A 25,843-nucleotide genomic window follows, 5' to 3' on the forward strand; every position below is an offset into this window, starting at 1 on the left:
ACGAGACGTTTTAACCCATCGGACAGACGCATAGGTGCAAGATACACGATTGAGGTGAACAGGTTTTGTCTAAAATTATAGCGATAACGAATCAGAAGGGTGGCGTCGGCAAGACGACGACTTCTGTGAATCTGGGCGCTTCCTTAGCTTCACTGGGGAAAAGAGTGTTGCTCGTCGATATTGACCCGCAAGGCAATACGACCAGTGGAATCGGCGTCAATAAAGCGGATGTCTCCAATTGCATTTATGACGTGCTCATTAACGATGTCCATGTGAAAGATGCGACCTTCGACACGAATGTTCCGAATTTGAAAATTGTGCCTGCGACGATTCAGCTTGCAGGAGCGGAGATCGAATTGGTTCCGACGATTTCACGGGAGGTTCGATTGAAAAAATCGCTTCAACAGGTGAAGCATTTGTACGATTATATTTTAATTGATTGCCCGCCTTCATTAGGGCTGTTAACGATCAATTCGCTTACCGCGGCGGATTCGGTCATTATCCCGATTCAGTGTGAGTACTATGCACTCGAGGGATTATCACAGCTGCTGAATACCGTTCGACTCGTCCAGAAACATCTGAACACGGGCTTGCAGATCGAAGGCGTTCTGCTCACGATGTTCGATGCAAGAACGAATTTGGGTATTCAAGTTATCGAAGAAGTGAAGAAGTATTTCCAAACAAAAGTGTATCAGACGATTATTCCACGAAATGTGCGCTTGAGCGAAGCGCCGAGCCACGGGCAGTCCATCATTACGTACGATCCAAGATCGAAGGGTGCGGAAGTATATCTAGAGCTGGCTAAGGAAGTGATCTCAGTATGACCAAAGGCTTGTCCAAAGGATTAGGGAAGGGATTAGACGCTTTGCTTCCTTCTTTACATATTGATGAGAGCGACAAAGTGGTTCAAATTCCTTTGGCACAATTGCGGGCGAATCCGTATCAACCTCGGAAAAATTTCAATGAAGACAGCATTAAAGAGTTAGCGGATTCGATTAAAGAGCATGGCGTTATTCAACCAATTATCGTTCGCAAGGTTTTAAAAGGTTTTGAAATTATTGCCGGTGAGCGTCGTTATCGCGCATCCCAAGTCGCGGGCATTCCGACGATTCCTGCGGTTGAACGCAACTTCACGGATCAGCAGGTCATGGAGATTGCCCTTATTGAAAACGTACAGCGGGAAGACCTGAATGCACTCGAGATTGCGGTTGCTTACCAGGGAATCATTGATCAATTCTCGCTGACACAGGAAGAGCTTTCGGCCAAGGTTGGGAAAAGCCGTTCGCATATCGCAAACTTTCTTCGCTTGCTGCAACTTCCGGAATCGATTAAACAATATGTTTCACGTGGAACATTATCGATGGGACACGCGAGAGCGATCGTTGGCGTGAAAGACGATAAGGTGAAGAAGGAACTGGCGGAATCGACGCTTTCTAAGCAGTGGAGTGTCCGTGAACTAGAAGAAGCGATTAAAATGCTAGAAGAACCGCCGACTGGACAAGAAAAAGAAAAAGCGAAGCCGAAAGAGAAAAATAGAGATCCGTATATCAACCAAATGGAAGAGCAGTTGAGAGACAGATTCCATACAACGGTTAAAATCAAAAGCCAGCAGGACAAAGGCAAGATTGAGCTTCTCTATTATTCCAAGGACGATTTGAATCGTCTGCTAGATTTGCTGCAGCAAGGTAATATCTCTTAAAATCGCTAGCATACCTATGTTTTTCTTTCGGGCAGAAAGATCAAACTAAGGTATGCTATATTTGTGAGGAGGGGTACGATCCGTGAATAATGTACTTTATTTTGATCAGGCTGCAACGTCTTGGCCGAAGCCGCCAGCGGTCATGGAAGCGATGATGCAATGCATGCAGGAGTACGCGGCGAACCCGGGCAGGGGCAGCCACGCGATGGCTGTGAAATCAAGCCGGATTCTATTCGAGGCGAGAAAAAATCTTGCAAAACTGTTCGGAGTGAGAAACCCGAATGATATATCGTTTGCACTGAATACGACGCATGCGTTGAACCAGGCGATCAAGGGATTTGTGAAGCCGGGCGACCATGTGATCTGCACGAATGTGGAACACAATTCGGTTCGTCGCCCGCTGGAAGATTTGAAGGCGAAGGGGCACATTGAGCTGACGTATTTGTCGCATGATGCGGAGGGCAACGTCCGCATCGAGGATGTTCGAGACGCGCTGCGACCGAACACGTCGCTCGTTGTCGTCAACCACAGCTCGAACCTGCTCGGTTCGATCATGCCGGTTGGCGACATTGGCGAGCTGTGCAAACGCCATGGCGCCAGGCTGCTCGTAGACGCCGCTCAGAGCGCCGGAGTCCTGCCGATTCATGTCGGGGATATGAATATCGACATGCTCGCTTTCCCGGGCCACAAGGGCCTCCTGGGGCCTCAGGGAACGGGCGGGCTTTACATCCACCCGGAACTGGAGCTGGAGCCGCTGCTGCATGGCGGCACGGGCAGTCAATCCGAATCGATCGCGCAGCCGACGGTTCGGCCTGATCGCTATGAGGCGGGGACGCAGAATACGCCGGGCATTGCCGGGCTGAACGAAGGCGTCAAGTTCGTGCTGGCCGAGACGGTGGAGCGAATTCATAAACGGGAGTGGGAGCTCACACAGCTGTTGATGGCGGGCCTTCTGGAAATTGAAGGAATCACGATTCTTGGCCCTAAGCTTGGACAAAATAAAACAGGCATCGTTTCCTTCAATATCGAGAACGCGGATTCGTCCGAGGTTGCTTTTATTTTGGACCAGTCGTTCGGCATCGCGGTGCGTTCCGGTTATCACTGCACGCCGCTTGCGCATGAGACGGCAGGTACACTGGCGACAGGGGCGGTTCGGGCGAGCGTCGGCTATTTTACCAAAGAGGATGAAATCAGAACGTTGCTTGAGGCTGTCAAGGAGATTCAAACGCAGTATGTCTAGTAGAAAGAGGGATAGGGGACAATGGGGGAACTGTTTGGCTGGGATGCGGAAGTTGCCGGCGTAATTCTGCTGGCCTGCATGGCCTTAATTCTGGTTTTGTTTATTTTCGTAATTATCATCTCTGCGCGGCTGTCGAAGCTGCGCAAATTATATACGCGGATGATGAACGGATCGTCGGCGGACAATGTGGAGCAACTGATCGGCGAAATGCAAGAAGCCATCAACGCTCAAAAGGCTGAGTCTCAAATGACGTCAGCCCAGCTCGTATCGATTCGTGAAATCATGGCGAAAATGAAATCCAACGTCAGCATACACCGGTATAATGCCTTCGGAGATCGCGGTAGTGATCTGAGCTTTTCGCTCGCGATATTGGATGATGAGCAAGATGGTATTGTCATGACAGGCATACATAGCAGGGAGCAAATGTACGTATATGCGAAGCCGGTAGAGAAAGGGCAATCCACGTATACGCTCAGTCCGGAGGAAAAAGAAGCGATTACTCGAACTTCACATTCAAAGCAGGCGTAACGCCGGATGAATACGTTTGTGCGCGCCGAATGGCTGAGTGAAGTGCTTCGCCAATGACGGTGGCCATGTTCATGACTAAGCTGAGCCGTGTATTTTGCAGGACGAAATATTCCATGAATCCGCCAACGTTGACGATGCCAGTCACGTGAATGTCGCCGACAGGCGGCAAATCTTTGTTAACGCCGGCGCCGGGCTTGAGGGGACCGTGAGCGACTTGAATGCAGCCGACACTCGCCACCTGGCCCAAACAGGCGTCTACGGCGACGACGAAAGGATTGTCGAACTGCCCGCGAATCGTTTCCATCGTTTCCGCTAAATTCATCGCGTGCACAGGTTCATCGAGCGTCCCGAACAGATGGAGATTGCGCAGGGATGTGATACGGTTCAGATGAGAGCCGACGAGAGGGCCTAAGGAATCGCCGGTGGAGCGATCGGTTCCAACACAGATAACAACGATAGGTTGATAGGATGGTAGTTTGCTGAAAATAGACTGCAAATGCTTGGCGAGCACATAAGGTGTATCGGCTTGTGTATGTTGAATCTTCAAGGGCTCCTGGGTTTCTTGCTTATCGCCGTCAAAACCAAATTGGAATTTCATGAGATCCCTCCAGGTTGTGAATCTTTTTTTACTAGTATATGGAGAGAGAGGGACATTTATACGTAGAAGAGAGGGAATACTTTGAAAGATTCGATCATGCTGATTGCCTTCGATTCTACGCAGCAGGCGCTTAGAGCAGAAATGCTGCTAGAGTACGCTGACATCGACATCGATATTCGTCCTACCCCGAAAGAGATTACGGCAGGCTGCGCACTTTCGATTGAATTCCCCGGCGAGGATGTGGAGCAGGTTCAGGCAATTATCCGTTCGGAGCAGGTGGAGATTCGGGGCATCTATTTAAAACAAGAGGAAGGCTATGTTACCATAGATGAATAGGAAGGAGAGCGGTCTATGAAGTTGGAAACGCATCTTTTCCAAGATTTAATGACATGGCTCAAGGATCATTTTGGAGATCCCGAGACATTAATGAATCTTGTATGGATCGTTGTGAAAATTGCACTCATTTATATCATTGCTAGAATCTGCATCAAAATTGCTGACAAAACGATTTCGCATATGGTCGCTGCGCGGGAGAAATCTCCGCTGAAGTTTGATAAGCGCAGATCGGATACGATCGGGAAGCTCATCCATAACTTGATTGCCTATACCGTGAATCTGGTCGCGATTATGCTCATCTTGGGGCAGGTAGGGCTTAATCTGGGGCCGCTGCTAGCTGGGGCAGGTGTGCTTGGACTTGCGATCGGGTTTGGCGCACAGAGTTTGGTGAAAGATGTAATTACGGGCTTTTTCATTATTTTCGAGGATCAGTTCGGTGTTGGCGATGTCATTCAAATCGATCAGTTCAAAGGTACAGTGGAGGAGATCGGCATTCGCGTGACGCGCATCAAGAGCTGGACCGGCGAGGTGCACATCATCCCGAACGGAAATATCAAGCAGGTGACGAACTTCTCGACCTACAATTCGATTGCAATTGTGGACGTGGCGATTTCCTATGAATCGGACATTGATCGGACGCTGGGCGTTTTGAAGGAAGTCGTTGGCCATATTCATGAACATACGGATAAAATCGTGAAGGAGCCCGAAGTGCTGGGTGTGCAAATGCTGGGCACCTCCGAGCTGAAAATCCGTGTGATTGCGGAGTGTCTGCCGAATACACAGGGGGAAGTCGGACGGATTATGAATGCGCAGATTAAAAAGCAGCTTGACGCCTACGGCATTGAAGTGCCTTATCCGCGGGTGGTCAACTATATGAAATCGGACAGAGGGGAGGGCGCTTAGTTGGACAAAAAGGAATATCAGCTCGGCGATATCGTGCAGATGAAGAAGCCTCATCCATGCGGAACGAATGAGATGGAAATTATCCGAATGGGGATGGATATTCGGATCAAATGCGTAGGCTGCAAGCACAGCGTCCTGGTGCCGCGAACGAAGTTCGAGAGCAAGCTGAAAAAGGTGCTGCGGAGCACGGCGAAGCCCGAGGGTGAGGCAGCGGACGAAGCCTAGAAAAAAATTTGGACAACCACTTGCGAGAGACGGACTTTTTTGCTACAATAAGTCCTGTTCTCATTTTTCTTGGAAAGGTACCCAAGAGGCCCAAGGGGGCTGACTCGAAATCAGCTAGGCGTCGCGAGGCGTGCGTGGGTTCGAATCCCACTCTTTCCGTACTGATGATCAGAGAGCGAACAAGCCGTTAGTATCCGAATGGATGCTGGCGGCTTTTTTAGTCTATCGGGAATTGCTGTTTAGCGTTGCTCCCTTTTGGGGATATAAATAAGTGAAAGAGGTATCCTATTCCTTATGTTAGGCAGGAAGGAGAATGCGAATATGAAAGCATGGACCATCATGCTACTAGCCGCCGCGCTAGCCGCTTCTGGATGCTCCAAGAAGGGCGATGAGCTTGCAGCCAGTCCAACGCCGGGTGTGAGCGCACAGCCCTCGACAGGGGCTTCTGCTTCGCCTGGCACGACGCCCAGCGCGACGCCGGGGACGGCGAGTGGAGGAGGCGGCACATCCGCGGCGCCGACAGCGACAGCCGGCACCAATGCGGGCACGCCAACGGCCAAGCCTTCTCCGCTCACGAAGGAGCAGGTTGACAAGATCGCGTTGACCGCAACGTACGATGATGTTGTGAAGCAGACCGGGGCCAAAGGCACGTTGGTCAAAGAAGAGAACGGGAAGAAGACGTACGAGTATGTGATTACGAATCAGCCGGGGTATTACGCGGAGATTGTGTATTTCAGCGACGGTAAAATTTCCGAGAAGCGCGTCTTTCAGAAGTAAGCTCGATGCGGCGGCGAGAACACGGATAGAAAAAGCAGCGGACCTTTATCGGCCTGCTGCTTTTTTTTCTACAAATAAGAGGTAACTGTATCGGTACCTTTATCGATGATTTTGTCGCCGTTGCGCTCCCCGTAGTTGCCGAGCACGATGTTATCGCCACAGCGGCTGTCGACGATGCGAATGGGCGCCTTGACGCTGTCGTTCAAGCTGTTGTGCGCCACTTGATTGCGGTCGCAGTAGGAACCGGCGTCTTTGCCGGACGTAGCCAGCGCGATGCCATCGGCGGTGCTTTCGTGAATGCTATTGTGACGCAGTTGATTGGCATAGCTGTTGACCAGGGAGATGCCGGTACGCCCGGCCGCCCGAAGGACATTATTCGAGATATGATTATGATGAGGCCGTTCTTTCTGATTGGCGGCTTGTCCTTCCAACGAGATGCCGACGTCTTCGATGTTGTAGATCCTATTGCTCTGAATCTGGTTATCCGTGCAATAGCCCTGCAGGCGTATGCCGTAGGTGTAGCCCGTTTTATTGGAAGGGTTCTTAAATTTCTCAATGAGATTGCCGGAAATCGTATTGAGCTCGCAAGGTTTTTCATCCGGCTTGGCCGTGAGCAGGATACCGGATTGGTAGCACTCGGTCATGTTATTATTCGCGATGAGGGAGCGGGTAGAGCCTTTGCTTAATGTGATGCAGGGCTGGAACAGCATGTTGAAGCGATTGCTCTCCAACTGATGGCGGCTCGCTTCGCTGCACCAAATCCCGAATCCCTGCGTGTCTATGTCGAGTGTGCCGATGAGACTGTCGAATGTACAGTTGTTCACATAGACTTGATCAGAGAGGGAAGAGACGACACCATTGTCGATCTGGGAAAAAACGCAGTCCGTGATCTGAACGTCGACAGCCTGCTCGAGGGCGACGCCGCACTCCTGACGCGGCATGCTGTTGTTGTTGAATGAGCCCATGCCCTGCAGGGCGAGCTTGCTGATCGTCACATGCTGCGCAGCCGTGACGGTAATCAGCGCGAACTTGTTCATGGCCGCGCGAAGAATGCTGGAGCTGCCCGCGCCGAGCAGTGTCACGTTTGCGCGCAGGCGCAGGGGCGAGCGCAGGAAGTACATGCCCGCGGGGATGTACACGATGCCGCCATAGGCTGCGGCTGTATCGATCGCGCTCTGGATGGCCAGCGTGTCGTCGACGTCATAGCGTTGGCTGCCGCTGGCGCCAAAGTCTTTGACGTTATACAACGCAGTGCTTGCAGGCGCTTGGGCATCTGCTTGCTTAGGCGCGGCTAGCAATTCACCGCCTGTAGCGATGGCCAACCCGGCGGCGCCCAGAGCCGACAGCAGCTTTCTGCGCGATAGGGCGGGGGTGGAGCGCTCGGCGTTCTTCGCAGCCGAGTCCAATGGGGAGTGGGAATGCGGTTCCAATGCGTAACACCTCTTTTTCATAGAAATAGCCCTAAAATGGTAGATACCGTAAATTATAAGGCAATTCCAGCTGAGGGGGAAGCCGCACGCAGGAAATAAAGAAAAAGCCCTCAATTCACATTGAGGACTTGGGCTGTGCCCGGAGGCTAGACATCTTTGCGATGCCATTTGCGATTATGATTGCTCGTTGCCGGGAATTTGTCCCCCTTTTTCAACGTAACGGTCTTGGGGTTGTTCACGCCCATGTGAACGGAATTCTCGCCGACTTCGATATAGTTGCCGTCGTTTGGAACGTGGTCGCCCTCATTGAACATGGTCCACTCACCCATTCGAATCACCTCATTAGTTGGAATGACGTTCGTTATTAATGTGGCCCCGCGGCATGCGATGCATGCAGGTTGATCGCTGCCAGCTTCCACCTGTGCAGGGACAGGAAGAAAAACTTGAATTGTGCTCCGCGATTTGCTATAGTATTCAGGTGCGAGTTTTGAAAGAGAATCCTCGCTCCTTGCTCCTTAGCTGCAGAAATGCCAGCTTACTAGGAGCCGCTTAGTCCAAAAGGAGGTGACATACATGCGCAAATATGAATTGATGTTTATCATTCGTACAGACATTGAGCAAGAAGTTGTTCAATCTACGGTAGAAAAGTTCCAAGCTATCATCTCGAACGGTGGAGGCGAAATCGCCAAAACGGATCTGATGGGCAAACGCCGTCTTGCGTATGAAATCAATAAGTTCCGTGACGGGCACTATGTGCTGGTTAACTTCAACGCAGAACCTGCTGTTGTAAGTGAGCTTGATCGCGTACTTAAGATTTCTGACGAAGTAATTCGTCACTTGATCGTTAACGACGCAGCTTAATTGCAGAACCAGATCTTCGTCAGGAGGGTGATTTCATGTTGAACCGTGTTATTCTGATCGGTCGCTTGACCCGAGATCCAGAGCTTCGCTATACACCCGCGGGTGTAGCCGTGACACAATTTACACTTGCTGTAGACCGTCCTTTCACCAGTGGTGGTTCCAAGGAGCGGGAAGCGGACTTTATTCCGGTCGTGACGTGGCGGCAGCTTGCCGAGACGTGCGCGAACTACTTGCGTAAAGGTCGTTTGGCAGCGGTGGAAGGCCGAATTCAAGTGCGCAACTACGACAATAACGAAGGCAAACGTGTTTACGTAACCGAAGTTATTGCCGACAATGTTCGTTTCTTGGAATCTGCGAACAGCGGTAACCGCGAAGAGGGCGGATATTCAGGTGCTCCTGCCGGTGGAGCCGGTGGCGGAAGCTACGGCGGCGGCGGAGGCAATCGCAGCGGTGGATCGCGCGGACAGCAGGATCCTTTCATTGATGACGGAAAACCGATCGATATTTCCGATGATGACTTGCCATTCTAAAGTAGAAAGGACTGAGAAGACACAATGGCTTTCCAAAAAAGAGACAACAATGGTGACGATCGCGCAGATCGTAAATTTGCTCCTCGTGGCAAAGGCGGTAAAGGTAAACGCCGTAAGGTTTGTTACTTCACAGTAAACAAAATCAAACACATTGACTATAAAGATACGGAAACACTGAAGAAGTTCATCTCCGAGCGTGGAAAAATTCTTCCTCGCCGTGTGACAGGCACTTCCGCGAAATACCAACGTGCACTGACAATCGCGATCAAACGCGCTCGTACAGTAGCATTGCTTCCGTACACAACGGAATAGGCTATACACCAAGAACAGTCGGGAAACCGGCTGTTTTTTTATTTTTCAGGCGGAAGCGGGTGCGTGCCTCTATCTGCGAATCGTTCAGCCCCCAGGAGTTTATACTTTGTTAATAAATGATTTAGAGGGATGCAATAGGCTTGGTTTACAATAAGACATAAGGAAACGTTTCCCCTAATTATGGTTTCAAAGGAGAATGGACATGAAATTAAGCAAAAAAGGACTGACCGTCCTCTCGTTCACTGTGGGCGCTTGTCTCTTCGTCTCCACGGCATTCGCGGATTCGCTGCTCGGATCCGGCTATGACCGGTTGAAAGACTCGGCGAAGAAGACGGCATCGATGATGGAGACCGGACTCGGCAGCTACACCGTAGAATCGCTGTATACGCTCAAAGATAATGATAAGATTCTGGAGCAGTCGTCCGAAACGAAGAAATATGACACCGCGGGTAAACGTACGGAGAGTACGAGTGTTTCCACAGGCAGAGACGGTAAAACAACGACCAACTATTCCTATGAGGATGCGAAAATTACCGCCTGGAAGAATAGTGTCGAGAACAAGTTCTATGTGACGGAGTATCCTTCCGATTATGGACGCCGTGCGCCTGGCGAGTTCAAGAACCCTTTTAACGAAAATGGGGCATCCGAGGTTGAAAAGATCGTGGACGCGGTCGTCGGCAATCTGAAAGATTACGTACAGGTGGAAGAGGGAGCGAACGGCAGCAAGGTATACGCGGGAAGCTTGTCCGAAGCACAAGTGCCTGCTCTGGCAAACGCGGTAGCATCCTTCGGCTTTAAGCGCAGCCTTCATGGCGATTCCGACCTTTCGGTCGTGCAGAACGATATTTTTGTGAAAAAAGTGGTGGGCTCTGCCGTTGAGAACAAAGCGGGCTACCTGGAGAATGTAACAGGCGACATTACATTGTCGGGCAAAGACAAGAACGGCGTGCAGCACGAGCTGACGCTGAATGTGGTAGCTAAGATCTCGAACGTCGGTTCCACGAATGTCGTACAACCGGATCTGAGCGGTGCTGAGGTGCAAAAAGCGAACTACAACGGCTTCAGCAGCAAATATGTCGGGACGTACAAAAACAACATTATTATGGAGAAAGATGGCAAGTTCGTGAAAATTGGCGAACGTACCCTGCAAATTACGAACATCGATGGGGATAAGATAACAGGTACATTTGCAGAAACCGTACTTCCAGGCTTCGAGAAAGAATATCCAGACAAGGATCAATTCAGCTTCGAGTACAACCTGTCTACAAGCCTCCAGGCGTTTACATACACGAACGCCAAAGGTGAGACAAGAAACGGCATGATCCACCCGAATGGCAGTGGCAAAGTCTACGTTGAGCTTAACTTGGAGATGAAAGGTAACAATTCGTACCACTCCCAAATGAAGCCATTCTACGATGGTGAGCTTGATCGCGTATTTGAATAAGCAAGGAAGCGTCAGGAGGCTGCGATGGTGCAGCTTCCTGCGTATTTGTGAGGAGGGTATACGTTGACCGTCAAGGCGATAGAAGTTAGCGGATTAACCAAGTCGTTCAAGAACGGCCGGGGCATCAGCGATTTGAATTTGGATGTGGATCAAGGGGATGTGTACGGGTTTCTCGGGCCCAATGGCGCGGGGAAAACGACCGCGATGAAGATGATCACTGGGCTGATGAAGCCGGATCGCGGTGATGTGAAAATTTTTGGCGCGAGCGTTACGGAAGATTATGTTGGGGCGATGAAGCATGTAGGCTGTGTCATTGAGACGGCGGAATCGTATCCGTACCTAACGGCGAATGAGAATCTTAAGCTGTTTGGCCGTTATTATCCGGAAGTTGATCAGCGAAGAATTGATGAGTGCCTGGAGATTACGGGCATCTTGAAATATAAAAACGAGAGATCCCAGAAGTTCTCACTCGGGATGAAGCAGCGCTTAGGGATTGCCGCGGCGATTCTGTCGAAGCCCAAGCTGCTGATTCTGGACGAGCCGCTCAACGGGCTGGATGTCGAAGGCATGCTGGATATGCGGAAGTTGATTAAGCAGTTGTCCGCGGAGGGCACGACGTTCTTCATCTCCAGTCACTTGATTCACGATGTGGAGCTGACCTGTACCCGCATCGGCATTATTTATGGCGGCAAGCTGGTGAACGTGGAGTATACGAGCAACATTCTTTCGTATTACTCGTCGCTCGAGAATTATTTTGTAAGCGAGGTGGATCGCAATGGCCGGGTTTAAAGCCGCATTCCTCAATGAAGGGGTGAAGCTGCGTAAAAAGAAAAAGCTGCTGGCGGCCGTCATTTTGTCCACGTTAGCGGTCATGATCGGGCAAATTGCTGTGACGACGATCAAGCATGGACTGGGTTTGCGAATTGTCGGCAGTGTGGAGTTTCCGATCGTTGTTCTCCAGTTTTTCTCCTATACGATTCTGCCGCTGTTTGCGACATTTGTGGCGATCGATATGTTCAATGGCGAGACGTCGTCGAATACGATGAAAATTACGCTGCTCAGGCCCGTGAGCCGATTCGGCGTTTTCAGCGCGAAGGTGTTGAATTTGGCGCTTTTTATCGCGGGCATGCTGCTGTTTGTAATGGTGATCTCGCTGCTGGCGGGGCTAATCTTTAACCCATCCACCGCAAGCTTTGGCGGGATTTTTAAGGTTATTCTGTCCTACATGTTGACGTTTTTTCCTGTCTTTGTATTTGCGTTGATCGTCGTGCTCCTCGCCAATCTCATTCAGGGCGGATTAGCGGTCTTTTTCTTATCGATTCTCGTGTTTATTGCGTTTAATTTCCTGGGAATCATCTTCTCCACGTATTCGAGTTTCTTTGTTACGTCGATGTTCGATTGGTACATGCTCTGGATCTCCGAGACGACGAATGTGTTTAAAATCTTCCGCGAAATCCTCATTATAGCCGGATGTGGTATCATGTTATTTACAACAGGGTATTATCTGTTTGACAGGAAGGATCTATAGAGAGGCGTTAGATATGAACTTCACGAAACGTTTTTTTACGATGAACGCGCTGTCGCTGCTGGCCACGATTGGCCTTACGCTGCTAGCTGTCGTTATCTTTATCGCCGCTTATACGCGGATGTTCGGGCATGAAGTGCAGACGAAGGAGTTCCAACGCGCTTTCGAGGTTCGTGCGGCCATTAGCGATATTCAGCAGCGAGCGCAGGCGTTAAGCTTCGATCAACTGCTGGACAAGCAGTACCAAACCGATCTGGCGAGGCAAATGAACGCTTTGGGCGCTAGCGCCGTCATAGTAAAGAACCGCGAAGTGATCTATGCCACAACCAATTTCAACAAAATGGACATTGAAAAAAGCTTGATTCTATCGAGCCAGCCAACCGGTCCGAGTACGCTCGAGCTGCACGGTGATAATTATCAGTCCGCCCGCGTTGATTATAAGCTGCCATCCGGCGAAGGCGGGGTGCTTCTGCTGCTGGCGCCGATCAAGACGAACACAGCATTCTTCTGGCTGCTAGGCGGGTTTACGCTCGGATTCTTCACGCTGGTGTTCCTAGCGATGAATTTCTGGGTTTCGTACCGTTTTGCCCGCGGGATCGTTTCCCCGATCTCCAGGCTGAAGGACGCAGCCAGGGCGATTAGTGAGGGCGACCTTAGCCGCGGCATTGCCGAAGAGGGCGAAGGCGAAGTGCGCGAGCTGTGCCGAACACTGGAGCTGATGCGTATCAAGCTGAAGGAATCGGTCTATTTGCAGGAAAAATATGACGACAACCGCAAGTTTCTGGTGTCCAGCATTTCACATGATTTGAAGACGCCGGTGACTTCGATTAAAGGATATATCGAGGGCATTATCGACGGGGTGGCCAAGTCGCCGGAGAAGCTGGCGGAATACTTGGACATCGCCCGGTCGAAAGCGATTCTGGTCAACGCGATGATCGATGACCTGCTGCTGTACTCCAAGCTGGATCTGAATCAGCTGCCGTATCATTTTGAGAAGAGCGACGTGGTCGCCTATTTCGAGGATTGCGTAGCGGATTACAGGTATGAGTTCGAGAAAGCGAATGTGGCGATCGAACTCATGAATGAGCTGGGATCGCAGGTAGCGGTTCGGATCGATCGGGAGCGGCTGCGCCGAGTCGTTCAAAATATTTTGGACAACGCGCTTATGGTGGTAGAGAAAGATCGGGGCCGCATTGCGATTATTCTTCGCGAGACGCGGACTTCGGCGATTATAGAGATTCGAGATAATGGAAAAGGGATACCGGAAGCGAAGCTGCCTTACATCTTTGAACGCTTTTATCAAGCAGACCCTTCAAGAAAGAGCGGCAGCGGATTGGGTCTGGCCATCGCCAAGCAAATTGTGGAGGGGCATGAGGGGAAGATTTGGGCGACGAGCCAGGAGGGCGAGGGCACCCGGATCATGATTTCCCTGAAAAAGTTGTAGCGTGTGGGGAGAGTTAGGGATGAAAAAAATTCTTATCGTGGAAGACGATCAAAGCATCGCCAATCTACAGCGGGACTATCTGGAGCTGAGCGGCTACGCGGTGAAGATCGTAAACAGTGGAGAAGAGGGACTGAAGGCGCTGGAAGCGGAGTCGTTCGCGCTGATTCTGCTGGATATTATGCTGCCGAATATGGACGGCTTCGAGGTGCTGCGAACAGTGCGGGAGCGGGACGATATTCCGGTGCTGCTCGTATCGGCCAGGGCGGAGGAGATTTATAAAATCAACGGACTGGGGCTCGGCGCGGACGATTATATTACGAAGCCGTTCAGCTCCGGGGAGCTGGTGGCGCGGGTCGGGGCGCATCTTAAGAAGTTCGAGCGCATGAAGGAACGCTTCGGCAAGGAGCATGAGGGCAGCAAACTGCAGGTGCGAGGGCTGGAGGTTCATAAGGATGCCCGCCGGGTGTTCGTGAACGGGCAAGAGGTAGCGCTCGCTCAGAAGGAGTTCGACCTGCTGCTGTTCCTGCTGCAGAACGCCAACCGCGTTTTTGGCAAAGAGGAGCTGTTTGAGCGCATCTGGGGCCTCGACAGCTTGGGTGACGCCTCGACAGTCACCGTCCATATTGCCCGCATCCGCGAGAAGATCGAGGACACGCCGTCCAAGCCGCAATACATCGGGACGGTGTGGGGCTCGGGATACCGATTCATCGTATAACCAGGACCACATTCAGAGGATGAGAGGCAGCCGGAGACGGCTGTTTTTTCTTATTTTCAGGGCGGCAGAGGGAGGCTTTGCAGGGACTTTCTTTTCTAGTCCCTTTTTGTGGTATAATTGATCATAATGTCAGGGGACATGAGGAGAGATGACGGGTGCTGAATCGGGAGAAAGAAGTTGACTTAGCCAGACGGGCCAAAGTGATTGAGTGGCTCAAGACCGAAGTTGTCGATCACGTTGCTCATCTGCTCAAAGGCATTTGGGAAGGAAGCCATGCGAAGATTCTCGATGGATTGGCGAGCTTGATTTCAAGCGGCTATATTTTAGGCAGAAGACTTGGCATTTCTTATAAACAGCTAGACGAAGCCATCGTCGAGAAAATGAAGAAGCACCGCCAAGAGGGCCATCAGCTTGAGGACTGGTACGGCGACATTTCCTCGCTCGAAGAACATTTACGTAAGAGGTGAGCCCGGTTGGGGAAACGAGGTTGGCAAAGCATCATATGGAGCGCGGTAACGGTACTATTCCTGCTATCCTTTATGACGCCTTTTATTGTATTCACATTTAGTTTTTTGCTGGTGCCGATTGTGATGCTGTTTGTCAAATCGAGCACGAAGCACTTTATCATCAGCTATGTGGTCGGTCTGCTCGTGATTGTGCTGTTAACCCAGTGGCATAGTTGGTTTTTGGTTACGCTCTCGCTGCTGATGCTCCCGACGGTGCTGGCGATGGGCACCCTGTATAAGCGCAAAGCCCCGGCTCGATCGGTACTGACGGCGGGGATTGTTACCATCATCGCGGAGGCGCTCCTTGGCCTCGTCTGCAGCTACTTGTTCGGCTTCGATCCCGTGGATCGGTTCAAAGATTTCATGCAGTCCAGTATCGACACGATGCCCCCTGCCATGAAAGAGCTGCTGCCGACCGATATGGATGTGTACCTGAATTTTATCGTGCAAGTGATTCCGCTGTATTTGATTTTCTTTGCGTTGTTCTACACATTTGTTACGCATGGCGTCAGCCGCTGGCTGCTGAACAAATCCGGGGAAGGCATTCCCGGGCTGCGGCCGATGCGGGAGTGGATGCTGCAGAAATCGCTCGTTTGGATTTATTTGGTCGCTTTTGTGCTGGATATGTTCACGACGCCGGATGCCAGCTCGCTCATTTCGACGCTGCTCATGAACGCGATGCCGCTCTTGATGCTGGTGTTCGCGGTGCAGGCGATTGGGTTCCTGTTCTTCGTGTCTTACGCGAATCGCTGGAAGCCGGTTCTGCCGATTATCGGGATCGTGATTCTCTGTGTGATGCCGCCACTTTTTCTCGTATACAGCTTATTAGGGGTATTTGATGTTGCGTTTCCAATCCGTGAGCGGTTCAAGAAAAATCTATAGGATTAGGAGCTAGTTCGAATGCCGAAGTTCCTTCTAAAGCGGTGGCACGGTCAACACATCGTGTGGATGTTCATTCTGCTTCTGTGCTTGACGATCCTCCTTTATTTGTTCCGATGGTGGCTGGGCCTGACGGCTTTCCTGCTGTGCGGGGTCATGGCGTATTTCACGCTGCAAGCGGAGGCCGCATTCCGCCGCGATTTGAATACGTATGTCGGCACGATTACGCATCGGGTCAAAAAGGCGGGCAACGAAGTGATGAGCGGCCTGCCGATCGGTATTATTTTATATAATGAGGAAAAGCGCATTGAGTGGCACAACCCGTTCGTCGCCAAAATGCTGGAGCAGGATTCGGTGATCGGGGAGCCGCTGCTGGAGTTTTTTCCGGATTTGAAAAATAAGAAGGAAAAGACCGACAAGCTCGAAATGACGATCGGTAAGCTGATCTATCAGGTGTGGCACCGTCCCGAGGAGCGGCTGCTCTATTTCCGGGAGGTTACGGAGCAGGCGTTGCTCGCGAAAAAGTACGAGGATTCGAAGGCGGCCATCGGCATCGTGATGATGGATAACCTGGACGAGGCGACGCAAGGGCTGGACGACCAGACGCGCAGCATCATGCTCGCCAAGGTCACGGGGGAGATTACGGAGTGGGCGCAGAAGCACCAGCTGTATCTTCGCCGAACGGCGTCGGACCGGTTCCTCATTCTGATGGATCAAAAAGGGCTGCGCCAACTCGAACAGACGCGGTTCGAAATTTTGGATGACGTGCGCGACCTCACGATTGAGAATAAGCTGCCGCTCACGCTGAGCATCGGGATCGCTTCCGGCGCGGAGCAGCTGGCGGAGCTCGGCCAGATGGCGCAGATGAGCCTCGACATGTCCTTGGGCCGCGGCGGCGACCAGGTGACGGTGAAGGTCGGGCAGCGGCTCTCCTTCTACGGCGGTCGGACGAACGCAGTCGAGAAGCGCACGCGCGTTCGGGCACGGGTCATCTCCCACGCGCTGCGCGACCTGATGAAGGACAGCGATAAGGTCATCATCATGGGCCATCGGTTCCCGGACATGGATTCCATCGGCGCCGCGATCGGCGTGCTGAAGGCCGTCCAGGTCGTGGGCAAAGAGGGCTACATTGTGCTGGAGGGCGTCAACCCTTCGATTCAAAAGGTGATGGAAACGATCGCCGCCGACGAGCGGCTGCACCGTTGGTTTATCACGCCGGAGCAGGCGATGATTATTACGACGCAGCGCTCGCTGGCGGTTGTCGTCGACACGCATAAGGCGTCGATGGTGGCGGAGCCGCGGCTTCTCCAGCAGACGCATCGCATTGTCGTCATCGACCACCACCGGCGCAGCGAGGAGTTCATTCACGATGCGACGCTCGTCTATATGGAGCCGTATGCGTCCTCGACGTGCGAGCTCGTAACCGAGCTGCTGCAGTATTTGAACGATAAGCTGTCGATGGAAGTGCTCGAAGCGACGGTGCTGCTCGCGGGAATCGTCGTCGACACGAAGAGCTTCAGCCTGCGCACCGGTGCAAGGACTTTCGAAGCCGCGTCGTACTTGCGGCGCAACGGGGCGGACTCCGCGCTCATTCAGCGCCTCATGAAAGAAGATCTCGACTCGTATATTGAGCGGGCCGAGGTCATGAAACATACGGAGACGCTGTATGAACATATCGCGCTGGCGGTAGCAGAGTCATCGCGCACCTATTCGCAGTTGATGATCGCGCAAGTAGCTGATACATTGTTGAATATGACGAATATTATGGCTTCCTTCGTGATCGCGGTGCGGCCGGACGGCCTCATCGGCATCAGCGCCCGCTCGCTCGGGCAGATGAACGTTCAGGTCGTCATGGAACGGATGGGCGGCGGCGGACATTTGACGAATGCCGCAACGCAATTGGAAGGCACCCTCGAGGAAGCCGCAAATCGATTAAAACAAGTCCTAGCAGACATGCAGGAAGAGGAGGGACTTTTCGAATGAAAGTCGTATTGTTGAAAGATGTGAAGGGTCAAGGCAAGAAGGGTGAAATCAAAGAGGTATCCGAAGGCTACGCACAGAACTTCTTGATCGCGCAAGGACTGGCGGCTCCAGCAACGCAAGGCGCAGTGAAGACGCTGGACAATCAGAAGAAGGCGGAGCAGCGCCGCAAGGATGAAGAGAAAGCGGCTGCGCAGGCGCTCGGTGCGAAGCTCGCGGAAATGACGGTTCAGATTAAAGCGAAAGCCGGCGAGGGCGGCCGTTTGTTCGGAGCGATTCCGAGCAAGCAGATCGCGGAAGTGCTGGAGAAGCAATATAAAATTACGCTCGACAAACGCAAAATCGTGCTCGACGAGCCGATCCGGACGCTGGGCGTCACGAAAGTCGCCGTGAAGCTGCACACCGACGTTACGTCGAGTTTGAACGTGCACGTGATTGAAGAGAAGTAAGAAGCGGGTCCTTCCCTTGCGGGGAGGGCTTTTTCTTTTGTAGGGGAGATCGCTTGGTTTGGTAGATAACAGCATTCGACAAAAGTGATAGATTCGAACGCGGCGGAATGGTAGAATAGATTGTCTAAGACATCAGAAAGGCGGGCTATAAGCATGAGCGGAGATAATATGTTTATGGATCGTATACCGCCTCAAAATATAGAAGCGGAGCAGGCCGTACTGGGTGCGATCCTCATTCACAGCGACTCCCTGATTACGGCTATGGAGCGCATCACGAGCGATGACTTCTACCGCGGGGCGCATCAGCGCATTTTTGAGGCGATTGTCGAGTTGGCGGAAGAGCAAGAACCGGTGGATCTGATCACACTTACGGCACGCTTGCAAAATAAAGCGCAGCTCGAGGAAATCGGCGGCGTCACGTACTTGTCGGAGCTGGCGAACGCGGTACCGACGGCGGCCAACATCGACTACTACGCGGCAATTGTCGAGGAAAAATCAATGTTGCGGCGGCTCATTCGTACCGCCACGCAGATCGTCTCGGATGGCTATGCCAACGAGGATAACGTGGGGTCGATGCTCAGCGAGGCGGAGGCCAAAATCCTCGAGATCTCGCAGCGCCGCAGCTCGACGGGGTTCGTCGTCATTCGCGACGTCCTCATGGAAGTCTTCGAGAAGGTCGAGACGCTCTACTCGAACAAAGGCAGCTCGACAGGCGTGCCTTCGGGCTTCATCGATCTCGATAAAATGACGTCGGGCTTCCAACGCTCCGACTTGATCATCCTCGCCGCGCGGCCTTCCGTCGGGAAAACCGCCTTTGCGCTAAACGTTGCGCAAAATGTCGGCGTCCGCGCGAAGGAAACCGTCGCGATCTTCTCGCTCGAGATGGGCGCGGCGCAGCTCGTTCAGCGTATGGTCTGCGCCGAGGCCAACGTCGATGCGAACCGGATGCGGACGGGGATGCTCGAAGGCGACGACTGGGAGAAGCTGACGATGGCGATCGGCGCCTTGTCGGAGGCGAACGTCTACATCGACGATTCCGCACAGATTACGGTGGCGGATATTCGCGCGAAGTGCCGCCGTCTCCAGCAGGAGAAAGGGCTCGGCATGATCTTGATCGACTACCTGCAGCTCATCGCCGGCCGCGGTAAAGGCGACAACCGACAGCAGGAGGTCTCCGAGATCTCGCGGACACTGAAACAGATTGCGCGTGAGCTGAACGTGCCGGTCATCGCGCTCTCGCAGCTCAGCCGGGGCGTTGAGCAGCGGCAGGATAAGCGGCCGATGATGTCTGACCTTCGGGAATCGGGCTCCATCGAGCAAGATGCCGACATCGTCGCGTTCTTGTACCGGGACGATTACTATGATAAAGAATCCGAGAAGAAGAACATCATCGAGATTATCATCGCCAAGCAGCGGAACGGCCCAGTCGGGACGGTGGAGCTGGCGTTTTTGAAGCAGTTCAACAAATTCGTGAATATGGATCGCACGCATCAGGAAGCAGCCGGGCATTGACGCCGCGGCTGTTTGTGCGTAAAGAGAAGGTGGTGTTGGAGGGCGGTCGCCAGACGGACACCGGTTACCAATCTCCTGCACAATAACCTTGTGGGGACCTGATCCTGCAAAAGTACAGTAAATTTCGTGAAGTAGCCCTTATTTCCCATAACAACCTGCAGAATGTACAGGAAATTTCGGCATAAAGGATAATGCAAGCGATTACAATGCCTGCTGGTGCAAAATTGACTGTAGAAAATGCAGGATTTCAGGCAATTTCGGCTTTTATAGACAAATTTCATGTAGGTTTTGCAGGTTGTAGGCGAAGCAGTCGGCGCCGCCGCAAGATTATTGTTCCGCAGACAGGGACGATGACATATTTCTCTCCGCCCTTGGGAACCTTAGGAAGAGATTGGGTTTGAAAGACCGCTATGCACCTGCAAGGCAACGCTCGCCCAGGATTTGTGCGGGTAGGAGCGTGGGCGGTGCAGTTAACCGCATCAGGGCTGCCATTCAGCGATGTGGTCGCTGCGCGAACCGCTCAATCCGGGGCTATTCGCGGGTTCAGGAAACACTTGGAACATTGCGTTTTGTTTTTGCCTAAATTCCGAACATTCATACATAGCCTCTTATAATCGTTCGCATTTCATTGACTTTACCAGGGGTGACTGCTAAACTAGATAGGGCGGAAAAACCTTGATCGAGAGGCTCCGGAGGAGCGCTTGATAGAAGGTCATTTTTTTTGTGCCATGGCGACTTCACGCTGAACACTTTAGTGCTTTAATGAAGTCCAACTGACTTCTGTGGATTTACAGCCAATACGGCTTATTATGGGTGAACTGTCACCGTACGGAGGTAGTGCATTATGTCAACGGTTGTTGTTGTCGGAACGCAATGGGGAGACGAAGGAAAAGGGAAAATTACTGACTTTCTCGCGGAATCTGCTGAGGTGGTTGCTCGTTACCAAGGTGGTAACAATGCAGGCCATACGATCATTATTAGCGGGAAGAAGTATAAGCTGACGATGGTTCCCTCGGGCATTTTTTATAAGGATAAAGCTTGTGTAATCGGCAATGGCATGGTCATTAATCCGGCTGCACTTATTGAAGAAATCAATTACATTCACGATAACGGTTTTACAACGACGAATCTGCATATCAGCAACCGCGCGCATGTGATCATGCCGTATCACTTGTTGCTGGACGGTCTGGAAGAAGACCGCAAAGGCGACAGCAAAATCGGCACAACCCGCAAAGGGATTGGCCCTGCTTACATGGATAAAGCGGCTCGCAACGGTATCCGCATCTCGGACCTGATGGATCCGGAGGAATTCGAGCTGAGACTTCGCCGCATTGTCGAAGAGAAGAACGTGCTCATTCAACAAGTGTACGGCGCTGAGCCGCTTGACGTTGAGCCGATTCTGAAGCAGTACCTGGAATTTGCGGAAGTGCTTCGCCCTTACGTGAAGGACACATCCGTGATCCTGAACAACTACATCGACGAAGGTCGTCGCGTATTGTTTGAAGGCGCGCAAGGCGTCATGCTGGACATCGACCAAGGAACATACCCGTATGTCACGTCCTCGAACCCGACGGCGGGCGGCGTATGTATCGGTTCCGGTGTAGGTCCAACGAAGATCCACAACATCATCGGGGTCGCAAAAGCGTATACGACACGTGTCGGCGACGGTCCGTTCCCAACGGAACTGAACAACGAAATCGGTGACTGGATTCGTGAAAAAGGCTTCGAATACGGCACCGTAACGGGCCGTCCGCGCCGCGTGGGCTGGTTCGACAGCGTTGTTGTGCGCCACGCTAGACGCGTGAGCGGCATCACGGGCTTGTCTTTGAATTCCATCGACGTTCTCACCGGTCTGGAGACGGTGAAGATCTGCACAGGCTACATGTACCGCGGCGAGCTGATCGAGCACTATCCAGCAAGCCTCAAAGCGATCTCCGAGTGCGAAGCGGTATACGAAGAGATGCCGGGTTGGTCGGAAGACGTGTCCGAAGCACGCACGCTGAGCGATCTGCCTGAGAATGCGCGGCACTATGTGGAGCGGGTTTCCCAGCTCACGGGCATTCCGATCGCAATCTTCTCTGTCGGCCGCAACCGCGAGCAGACGAACCTGGTGCGTCCCGTTTACGCGTAATCGACAAATACGGCGGGGCCGTAAGCCCGTCATCCATAGCAAATCCCCTGGGCTGCGCGGCAGCTTAGGGGATTTTTCTTTTGCCATCAGGGATTTAATGGAAGAAATTTCGTCCATACTGGAAGGAGGAGCGCATAGGCGAAATTAGGAGTGAACAGAACGAATGAAATGGATGACTTGGCTAAGCAAAATCGTGATTGGCACCGTCCTTATAACGATGATTTCGATGTTTACGACGTGGTTTGTCGTAAATATGTATGTGGAAGATATTTTTCGACAATATCAGATCCCGGCATTGGGCAAAAAGATTCATTTTGGTGAATTTACATCAAGATTGGCGGAAGAACTGAATATAGTTAAGCGTAAAGACGGGGGGAAGCAAGCTGCCCAGGGAGGAGACGCCTCTGGCGCATCGCCTGCTCCTAGTCCCAGCCCGTCCGGTGCCCAAGTGAGCCCTTCGCCAAGCCCGGCGACGAGCATGGGGAGCACACAGGGCACCGATAGCCTGGCCGCGAGTGGAAGCGGGTCGGGATTATCGCCAAACGACGACGATGCCGTCGCCGTCATGGGCCGTGCACAGGTGGAGGATAGCGAGCAGAAGCAGCAGCTGGTCATGTCGGAGCAGGATTTTACCAAGAAGAAGGACGCCTTAACCAGTGAGGATAAAATGAAGATCTTCTCCTTGGTCGTGGCGAAGCTGCCGCAGGATGAGGTGCAGAAGCTGTCGCTGCTGCTGGAAGACGGCATTACAGCCGAAGAAATGGATCAAGTGAACACGACGCTCAAAAAATATTTGTCGGACCAGGAAATGTCGCAATTGATGGTCATTTTAAATAAATATTAGGGCTGAAGGAGCTGCCCTCCGTATTTGAGAAGCGTGTCCTCCGCTTGCCGGTAGCGGGATTTTTCCACGTAGACGTGGAGGACGTAGCTTGCGGCAGCAGGCGCCGGCTCGGCACCCGAGGTTGGCTGCCATTCGTTTGTCAGCGCAGTCTCGGCGTGCCCCTGGTAGGCGCCGGATTGCAGGCTCAGCACCCCTTGTTCCTTCAGCGCTTCGGTCGCGCGCATCAATTGGTCCTCCTGTGTAAACGCTGCGGCAACATTCATTTCCATGCGAATCAACACTCCTTTCAAATTTCGATCCATGTCGACAGAGAGGGGGGATGAGGATTGGCAAATCGGCCAAAAAACCTGTCGAAATCACGGCTTCTTTTGGTGGTGGACACGAATCTATCACATGGTTGTCTAGTAACTTGTTGAAATAACCACGGAAAGTGTGTTAAATTTAACAAAAGAAAGACAACTCGATGGATATTATGTCTAATCAAGGTTAATTTATGTACCCGTGAAGCATTATTAGGCTTCATGGTTGCAAAACCGTTCAAAGGGAGAAGATCATGACAGGTTTCAGGGGAATGCGTTTTGTCATGGATCTCGTTAAGAGATTCACGCCTAAGCGAGAAAGCTTGACCGTTAATGAATCCATATCAGACGAGCAGCAGAATGAGGTTTCGACAACTACGACGCTAACGGTTCTTAAACGACATAAATGGTCACTTGCAATAGGCGTAGGAGCGATAGCGCTGTCTGGCGTTATCACGTTTACTGGACATCAGTATGTAGAAGCAGGCATGGTGAGTGTGTACCATGTGATGCTGAATAACGAAGAGGTTGGCATTGTCAGCGACAGTAAGCTCATTGATGAGTATAAGAAGAATAGACCGCAAGAAGTTCAGAACAATTTTCCAGATGTACACGTTGTGCTCAAAACGGACGGGATCACCTACACGTCTGAAAGGGCTTACAACCTGAAATCGGACGATCAGGCGGCCATTGCCAAGCTGAACGAGCTGATTGTGCCGCAGCCGGTGGGCGTAGCCCTTAAGGTTGACGGGAAAACGATCGCAATCGTGAAGGATCAGGCGACGGCGGATGATATTTTGAATAAGGTTAAAGAACCGTTTGTTTCGAAAACGAAGGATGAGAGCAAGGTTGCTGCGTTGTCGGCCAGCATAAGCGACGATATTTCAACGGCACCGTCCGAAGTGGAGAAGTCGGAGTTCGTACAGCAGGTCGATACGACCGAGGTGCCGATCGATCCGAAGGAGCTGGCGAATCCGGAAGATGTAGTGAAGTCGCTGCAAACGGGCGATGTCGCACCGGCGAAATATACGGTTGTGGAGGGCGACTGCGTTTCCTGCATCGCGAAGAAGCTGGGCATTACGAAGCAGTTCATCTATGATAACAACCCGGGCATTCAAGACGATAAGCTGAAAATCGGCAATCAGTTGGATGTGACGGTGCTGAAACCGACGCTATCTGTGAAAACCACGGAGAAGGTCGTGAAGAATCAGGAAATTCAATACGACACGGAATACGAGCTGGACGACTCCATGCGGGTCGGCGAGCTGAAGCCGATTTCCCCAGGGAAGAACGGTCTTAAGAAGGTCACCATTCAGGTGACGAAGGTTGACGGTCTGATGACCGATGAGCAAGTGGTGAATGAGGAAATCATCGATCAGCCGGTAACGGCGAAGGTGAAAAAAGGAACGAAAGTCATCAAAGGCGAGGGCACCGGCAAGTTTGCATGGCCTGTCATTTCGCCGAGCATCTCGAGTACATTCGGCTACCGTTGGGGCAAGCTGCACAAGGGCATCGACATTACAGGCAATCGTACGATCATGGCGGCGGATAACGGCAAAGTCATCGAAACCGGCTACAAATCGGATTATGGCAATTATATTATCATTAATCATTTGAACGGTTATGAGACGCTGTACGGTCACCTCAGCCAGATTACGACCAAGACAGGTACGATCGTAGAGAAGGGCGATAAAATCGGCATTATGGGCTCTACAGGCGATTCCACCGGAGTGCATTTGCATTTCGAAGTACATAACCATGGCAGCCTGGAAAATCCTTTAAAATATTTGAATCGTTAAGCTGCGGGAAGCGGCGTGATGAGGCAGGGTCGAACCGGACAACCCGGGGACACCTTGTCTCTTTTTTCATCAATATATGTTAAGATAAAGAGGGATATGTAGGGAAAAAATGGACTTGCTTGCCGATGAAGATAATTGAGGCGGTGAAACGTATGTTTGGAAAAATTCTAGTGGTTGACGATGAGCAGCCGATTGCAGATATTTTGAAATTTAATTTGGAAAAAGAGGGCTACCAGGTCATCTGTGCCTATGATGGCGGGAGCGCGGTCGAACTGGCTTTCTCCGAGCAGCCGGACCTGATTTTGCTGGATCTCATGCTGCCGGTGAAGGACGGCATGGATGTGTGCCGGGAGGTGCGTTCGAAGCTGAACACGCCGATCATTATGCTCACAGCGAAGGACACGGAGCTGGACAAGGTGTTAGGGCTTGAGATGGGCGCCGACGACTACGTGACGAAGCCTTTCGGCACACGGGAGCTGCTGGCGCGCGTGAAGGCGCATCTGCGCCGGCAGACGAAGGCGCAGGCTGCGCCGCCGAGCGAATCGGATACGCAGCGCAACGGGGTGCGGATACATGGGCTTTTTATCGACAACGATATGTATATCGTGTACAAGGACGGTACGCCGCTGGATCTCACGCACAGGGAGTTTGAGTTGATTCAGTACTTGGCCAAAAACTCCGGCAAAGTGATGACGCGCGAGCACCTGCTGCAGGCGGTGTGGGGCTTCGAGTATTTCGGCGATGTGCGGACGGTTGACGTGACGATCCGGCGCCTACGCGAGAAGCTGGAGACGGACCCGAGCCGTCCCGAGTACATTATGACGCGCAGGGGGCTTGGCTATCTGATGCGCAGTCCTAAGGCCGGTGGCTTCTGAGC

Annotated in this window: 29 protein-coding genes and 1 tRNA gene; 26 read left to right on the forward strand and 4 right to left on the reverse strand. The window is 52.1% G+C overall.

Annotation, left to right across the window (positions count from 1 at the left end; all coding sequences use genetic code 11):
- The first annotated feature begins 65 nt into the window (after nucleotides 1–65).
- From ABE504_RS26455 to ABE504_RS26470, 4 genes are all read left to right on the forward strand, one after another.
- The gene (locus tag ABE504_RS26455; protein ID WP_126143521.1) at nucleotides 66–824 is read left to right on the forward strand and encodes a ParA family protein; all 759 of its coding nucleotides are present in this window, start codon (nucleotides 66–68) and stop codon (nucleotides 822–824) included.
- A gap of 8 nt (nucleotides 825–832) precedes the next feature.
- Nucleotides 833–1,699: a ParB/RepB/Spo0J family partition protein gene (locus ABE504_RS26460; protein ID WP_430095071.1), complete on the forward strand. Its 867-nt coding sequence runs from the start codon at nucleotides 833–835 to the stop codon at nucleotides 1,697–1,699.
- A 142-nt stretch (nucleotides 1,700–1,841) separates the two neighbouring features.
- Nucleotides 1,842–2,939, forward strand: a complete 1,098-nt coding sequence (locus tag ABE504_RS26465) for an aminotransferase class V-fold PLP-dependent enzyme (RefSeq protein WP_430095073.1) — start codon at nucleotides 1,842–1,844, stop codon at nucleotides 2,937–2,939.
- Nucleotides 2,940–2,960: 21 nt separating this feature from the next.
- Nucleotides 2,961–3,467 carry a DUF4446 family protein gene (locus ABE504_RS26470; protein ID WP_430094680.1) on the forward strand — a complete coding sequence of 169 codons (507 nt, stop codon included), beginning with the start codon at nucleotides 2,961–2,963 and terminating at the stop codon, nucleotides 3,465–3,467.
- Here ABE504_RS26470 and yyaC read toward each other — a convergent pair.
- Entirely contained in the window at nucleotides 3,436–4,065 is a 630-nt protein-coding gene (gene yyaC / locus ABE504_RS26475; protein WP_430094682.1) for a spore protease YyaC, read from the reverse strand. The genes ABE504_RS26470 and yyaC overlap by 32 nt on opposite strands.
- Nucleotides 4,066–4,161: 96 nt before the next feature.
- On the opposite strand from yyaC, the gene ABE504_RS26480 reads away from it, so the two are divergent.
- The 5 genes from ABE504_RS26480 (at nucleotide 4,162) to ABE504_RS26500 (ending at nucleotide 6,306) form a co-directional block, all read left to right on the forward strand.
- Entirely contained in the window at nucleotides 4,162–4,401 is a 240-nt protein-coding gene (locus tag ABE504_RS26480; protein WP_430095075.1) for a DUF3343 domain-containing protein, read from the forward strand.
- Between the two features lie 15 nt (nucleotides 4,402–4,416).
- Complete coding sequence (locus ABE504_RS26485; protein WP_430094684.1) at nucleotides 4,417–5,304, forward strand: mechanosensitive ion channel family protein; 888 nt, start codon at nucleotides 4,417–4,419, stop codon at nucleotides 5,302–5,304.
- Entirely contained in the window at nucleotides 5,305–5,529 is a 225-nt protein-coding gene (locus tag ABE504_RS26490; protein ID WP_430076287.1) for a DUF951 domain-containing protein, read from the forward strand. It begins immediately after the preceding gene.
- Nucleotides 5,530–5,600: 71 nt separating this feature from the next.
- Nucleotides 5,601–5,688, forward strand: a tRNA-Ser gene (locus ABE504_RS26495).
- Nucleotides 5,689–5,850: 162 nt separating this feature from the next.
- The gene (locus ABE504_RS26500) at nucleotides 5,851–6,306 is read left to right on the forward strand and encodes a hypothetical protein (protein WP_430094685.1); all 456 of its coding nucleotides are present in this window, start codon (nucleotides 5,851–5,853) and stop codon (nucleotides 6,304–6,306) included.
- A gap of 68 nt (nucleotides 6,307–6,374) precedes the next feature.
- Here ABE504_RS26500 and ABE504_RS26505 read toward each other — a convergent pair whose 3' ends face one another.
- Both ABE504_RS26505 and ABE504_RS26510 read right to left on the reverse strand, forming a co-directional pair.
- The gene (locus ABE504_RS26505) at nucleotides 6,375–7,736 is read right to left on the reverse strand and encodes a glycosyl hydrolase family 28-related protein (RefSeq protein ID WP_430094687.1); all 1,362 of its coding nucleotides are present in this window, start codon (nucleotides 7,734–7,736) and stop codon (nucleotides 6,375–6,377) included.
- Between the two features lie 146 nt (nucleotides 7,737–7,882).
- A complete protein-coding gene (locus tag ABE504_RS26510; RefSeq protein ID WP_126143506.1) occupies nucleotides 7,883–8,065 on the reverse strand; it encodes a YjzC family protein in 183 nt (60 codons plus the stop codon).
- 244 nt (nucleotides 8,066–8,309) lie between these two features.
- On the opposite strand from ABE504_RS26510, the gene rpsF reads away from it, so the two are divergent.
- The 15 genes from rpsF to ABE504_RS26585 all read left to right on the forward strand — a co-directional run bounded on the left by rpsF (nucleotide 8,310) and on the right by ABE504_RS26585 (nucleotide 22,868).
- Nucleotides 8,310–8,597 (forward strand): 30S ribosomal protein S6, encoded by a 288-nt coding sequence (gene rpsF / locus ABE504_RS26515; protein ID WP_430094688.1) that lies wholly within the window; start codon nucleotides 8,310–8,312, stop codon nucleotides 8,595–8,597.
- 35 nt (nucleotides 8,598–8,632) lie between these two features.
- Complete coding sequence (ssb, locus tag ABE504_RS26520; RefSeq protein WP_430094690.1) at nucleotides 8,633–9,127, forward strand: single-stranded DNA-binding protein; 495 nt, start codon at nucleotides 8,633–8,635, stop codon at nucleotides 9,125–9,127.
- 24 nt (nucleotides 9,128–9,151) lie between these two features.
- Nucleotides 9,152–9,439, forward strand: coding sequence for a 30S ribosomal protein S18 (gene rpsR, locus ABE504_RS26525; protein WP_126143503.1), 288 nt, complete (start codon nucleotides 9,152–9,154; stop codon nucleotides 9,437–9,439).
- Nucleotides 9,440–9,641: 202 nt separating this feature from the next.
- Nucleotides 9,642–10,883 carry a hypothetical protein gene (locus ABE504_RS26530; RefSeq protein WP_430094692.1) on the forward strand — a complete coding sequence of 414 codons (1,242 nt, stop codon included), beginning with the start codon at nucleotides 9,642–9,644 and terminating at the stop codon, nucleotides 10,881–10,883.
- Between the two features lie 63 nt (nucleotides 10,884–10,946).
- Nucleotides 10,947–11,672, forward strand: a complete 726-nt coding sequence (locus ABE504_RS26535) for an ABC transporter ATP-binding protein (RefSeq protein WP_430094694.1) — start codon at nucleotides 10,947–10,949, stop codon at nucleotides 11,670–11,672.
- Nucleotides 11,659–12,411 carry an ABC transporter permease gene (locus tag ABE504_RS26540; RefSeq protein ID WP_430094696.1) on the forward strand — a complete coding sequence of 251 codons (753 nt, stop codon included), beginning with the start codon at nucleotides 11,659–11,661 and terminating at the stop codon, nucleotides 12,409–12,411. Before ABE504_RS26535 ends, ABE504_RS26540 begins: the two co-directional genes overlap by 14 nt.
- 13 nt (nucleotides 12,412–12,424) lie before the next feature.
- Nucleotides 12,425–13,852 (forward strand): ATP-binding protein, encoded by a 1,428-nt coding sequence (locus ABE504_RS26545; protein ID WP_430094698.1) that lies wholly within the window; start codon nucleotides 12,425–12,427, stop codon nucleotides 13,850–13,852.
- A 19-nt stretch (nucleotides 13,853–13,871) separates the two neighbouring features.
- On the forward strand, nucleotides 13,872–14,567 hold the full coding sequence (locus ABE504_RS26550) for a response regulator transcription factor (protein WP_430094700.1): 696 nt from the start codon (nucleotides 13,872–13,874) through the stop codon (nucleotides 14,565–14,567).
- Between the two features lie 155 nt (nucleotides 14,568–14,722).
- The gene (locus ABE504_RS26555; RefSeq protein WP_430094701.1) at nucleotides 14,723–15,034 is read left to right on the forward strand and encodes a MazG-like family protein; all 312 of its coding nucleotides are present in this window, start codon (nucleotides 14,723–14,725) and stop codon (nucleotides 15,032–15,034) included.
- A gap of 6 nt (nucleotides 15,035–15,040) precedes the next feature.
- A complete protein-coding gene (locus tag ABE504_RS26560; protein WP_430094702.1) occupies nucleotides 15,041–15,955 on the forward strand; it encodes a DUF2232 domain-containing protein in 915 nt (304 codons plus the stop codon).
- A gap of 18 nt (nucleotides 15,956–15,973) precedes the next feature.
- A complete protein-coding gene (locus ABE504_RS26565) occupies nucleotides 15,974–17,935 on the forward strand; it encodes a DHH family phosphoesterase (protein ID WP_430094704.1) in 1,962 nt (653 codons plus the stop codon).
- Nucleotides 17,932–18,381: a 50S ribosomal protein L9 gene (rplI, locus tag ABE504_RS26570; RefSeq protein WP_430094705.1), complete on the forward strand. Its 450-nt coding sequence runs from the start codon at nucleotides 17,932–17,934 to the stop codon at nucleotides 18,379–18,381. Before ABE504_RS26565 ends, rplI begins: the two co-directional genes overlap by 4 nt.
- 153 nt (nucleotides 18,382–18,534) lie before the next feature.
- Complete coding sequence (gene dnaB, locus ABE504_RS26575; RefSeq protein ID WP_430094707.1) at nucleotides 18,535–19,893, forward strand: replicative DNA helicase; 1,359 nt, start codon at nucleotides 18,535–18,537, stop codon at nucleotides 19,891–19,893.
- A gap of 844 nt (nucleotides 19,894–20,737) precedes the next feature.
- Complete coding sequence (locus tag ABE504_RS26580; RefSeq protein WP_430094708.1) at nucleotides 20,738–22,024, forward strand: adenylosuccinate synthase; 1,287 nt, start codon at nucleotides 20,738–20,740, stop codon at nucleotides 22,022–22,024.
- 163 nt (nucleotides 22,025–22,187) lie between these two features.
- The gene (locus tag ABE504_RS26585) at nucleotides 22,188–22,868 is read left to right on the forward strand and encodes a hypothetical protein (protein WP_430094710.1); all 681 of its coding nucleotides are present in this window, start codon (nucleotides 22,188–22,190) and stop codon (nucleotides 22,866–22,868) included.
- Here the strand turns inward: ABE504_RS26585 and ABE504_RS26590 are convergent.
- Nucleotides 22,865–23,137 carry a hypothetical protein gene (locus ABE504_RS26590; RefSeq protein ID WP_430094712.1) on the reverse strand — a complete coding sequence of 91 codons (273 nt, stop codon included), beginning with the start codon at nucleotides 23,135–23,137 and terminating at the stop codon, nucleotides 22,865–22,867. The two genes, ABE504_RS26585 and ABE504_RS26590, sit on opposite strands and share 4 nt — an antisense overlap.
- Nucleotides 23,138–23,421: 284 nt before the next feature.
- On the opposite strand from ABE504_RS26590, the gene ABE504_RS26595 reads away from it, so the two are divergent.
- Both ABE504_RS26595 and yycF read left to right on the forward strand, forming a co-directional pair.
- Nucleotides 23,422–24,966 carry a peptidoglycan DD-metalloendopeptidase family protein gene (locus ABE504_RS26595; RefSeq protein WP_430094714.1) on the forward strand — a complete coding sequence of 515 codons (1,545 nt, stop codon included), beginning with the start codon at nucleotides 23,422–23,424 and terminating at the stop codon, nucleotides 24,964–24,966.
- A 152-nt stretch (nucleotides 24,967–25,118) separates the two neighbouring features.
- Nucleotides 25,119–25,841: a response regulator YycF gene (yycF, locus tag ABE504_RS26600; protein WP_430076337.1), complete on the forward strand. Its 723-nt coding sequence runs from the start codon at nucleotides 25,119–25,121 to the stop codon at nucleotides 25,839–25,841.
- Nucleotides 25,842–25,843: the final 2 nt, after the last annotated feature.

The organism is Paenibacillus oryzisoli (assembly GCF_050467285.1).
Classification (GTDB): Bacteria; Bacillota; Bacilli; order Paenibacillales; family NBRC-103111; genus Paenibacillus_E; species Paenibacillus_E oryzisoli_A.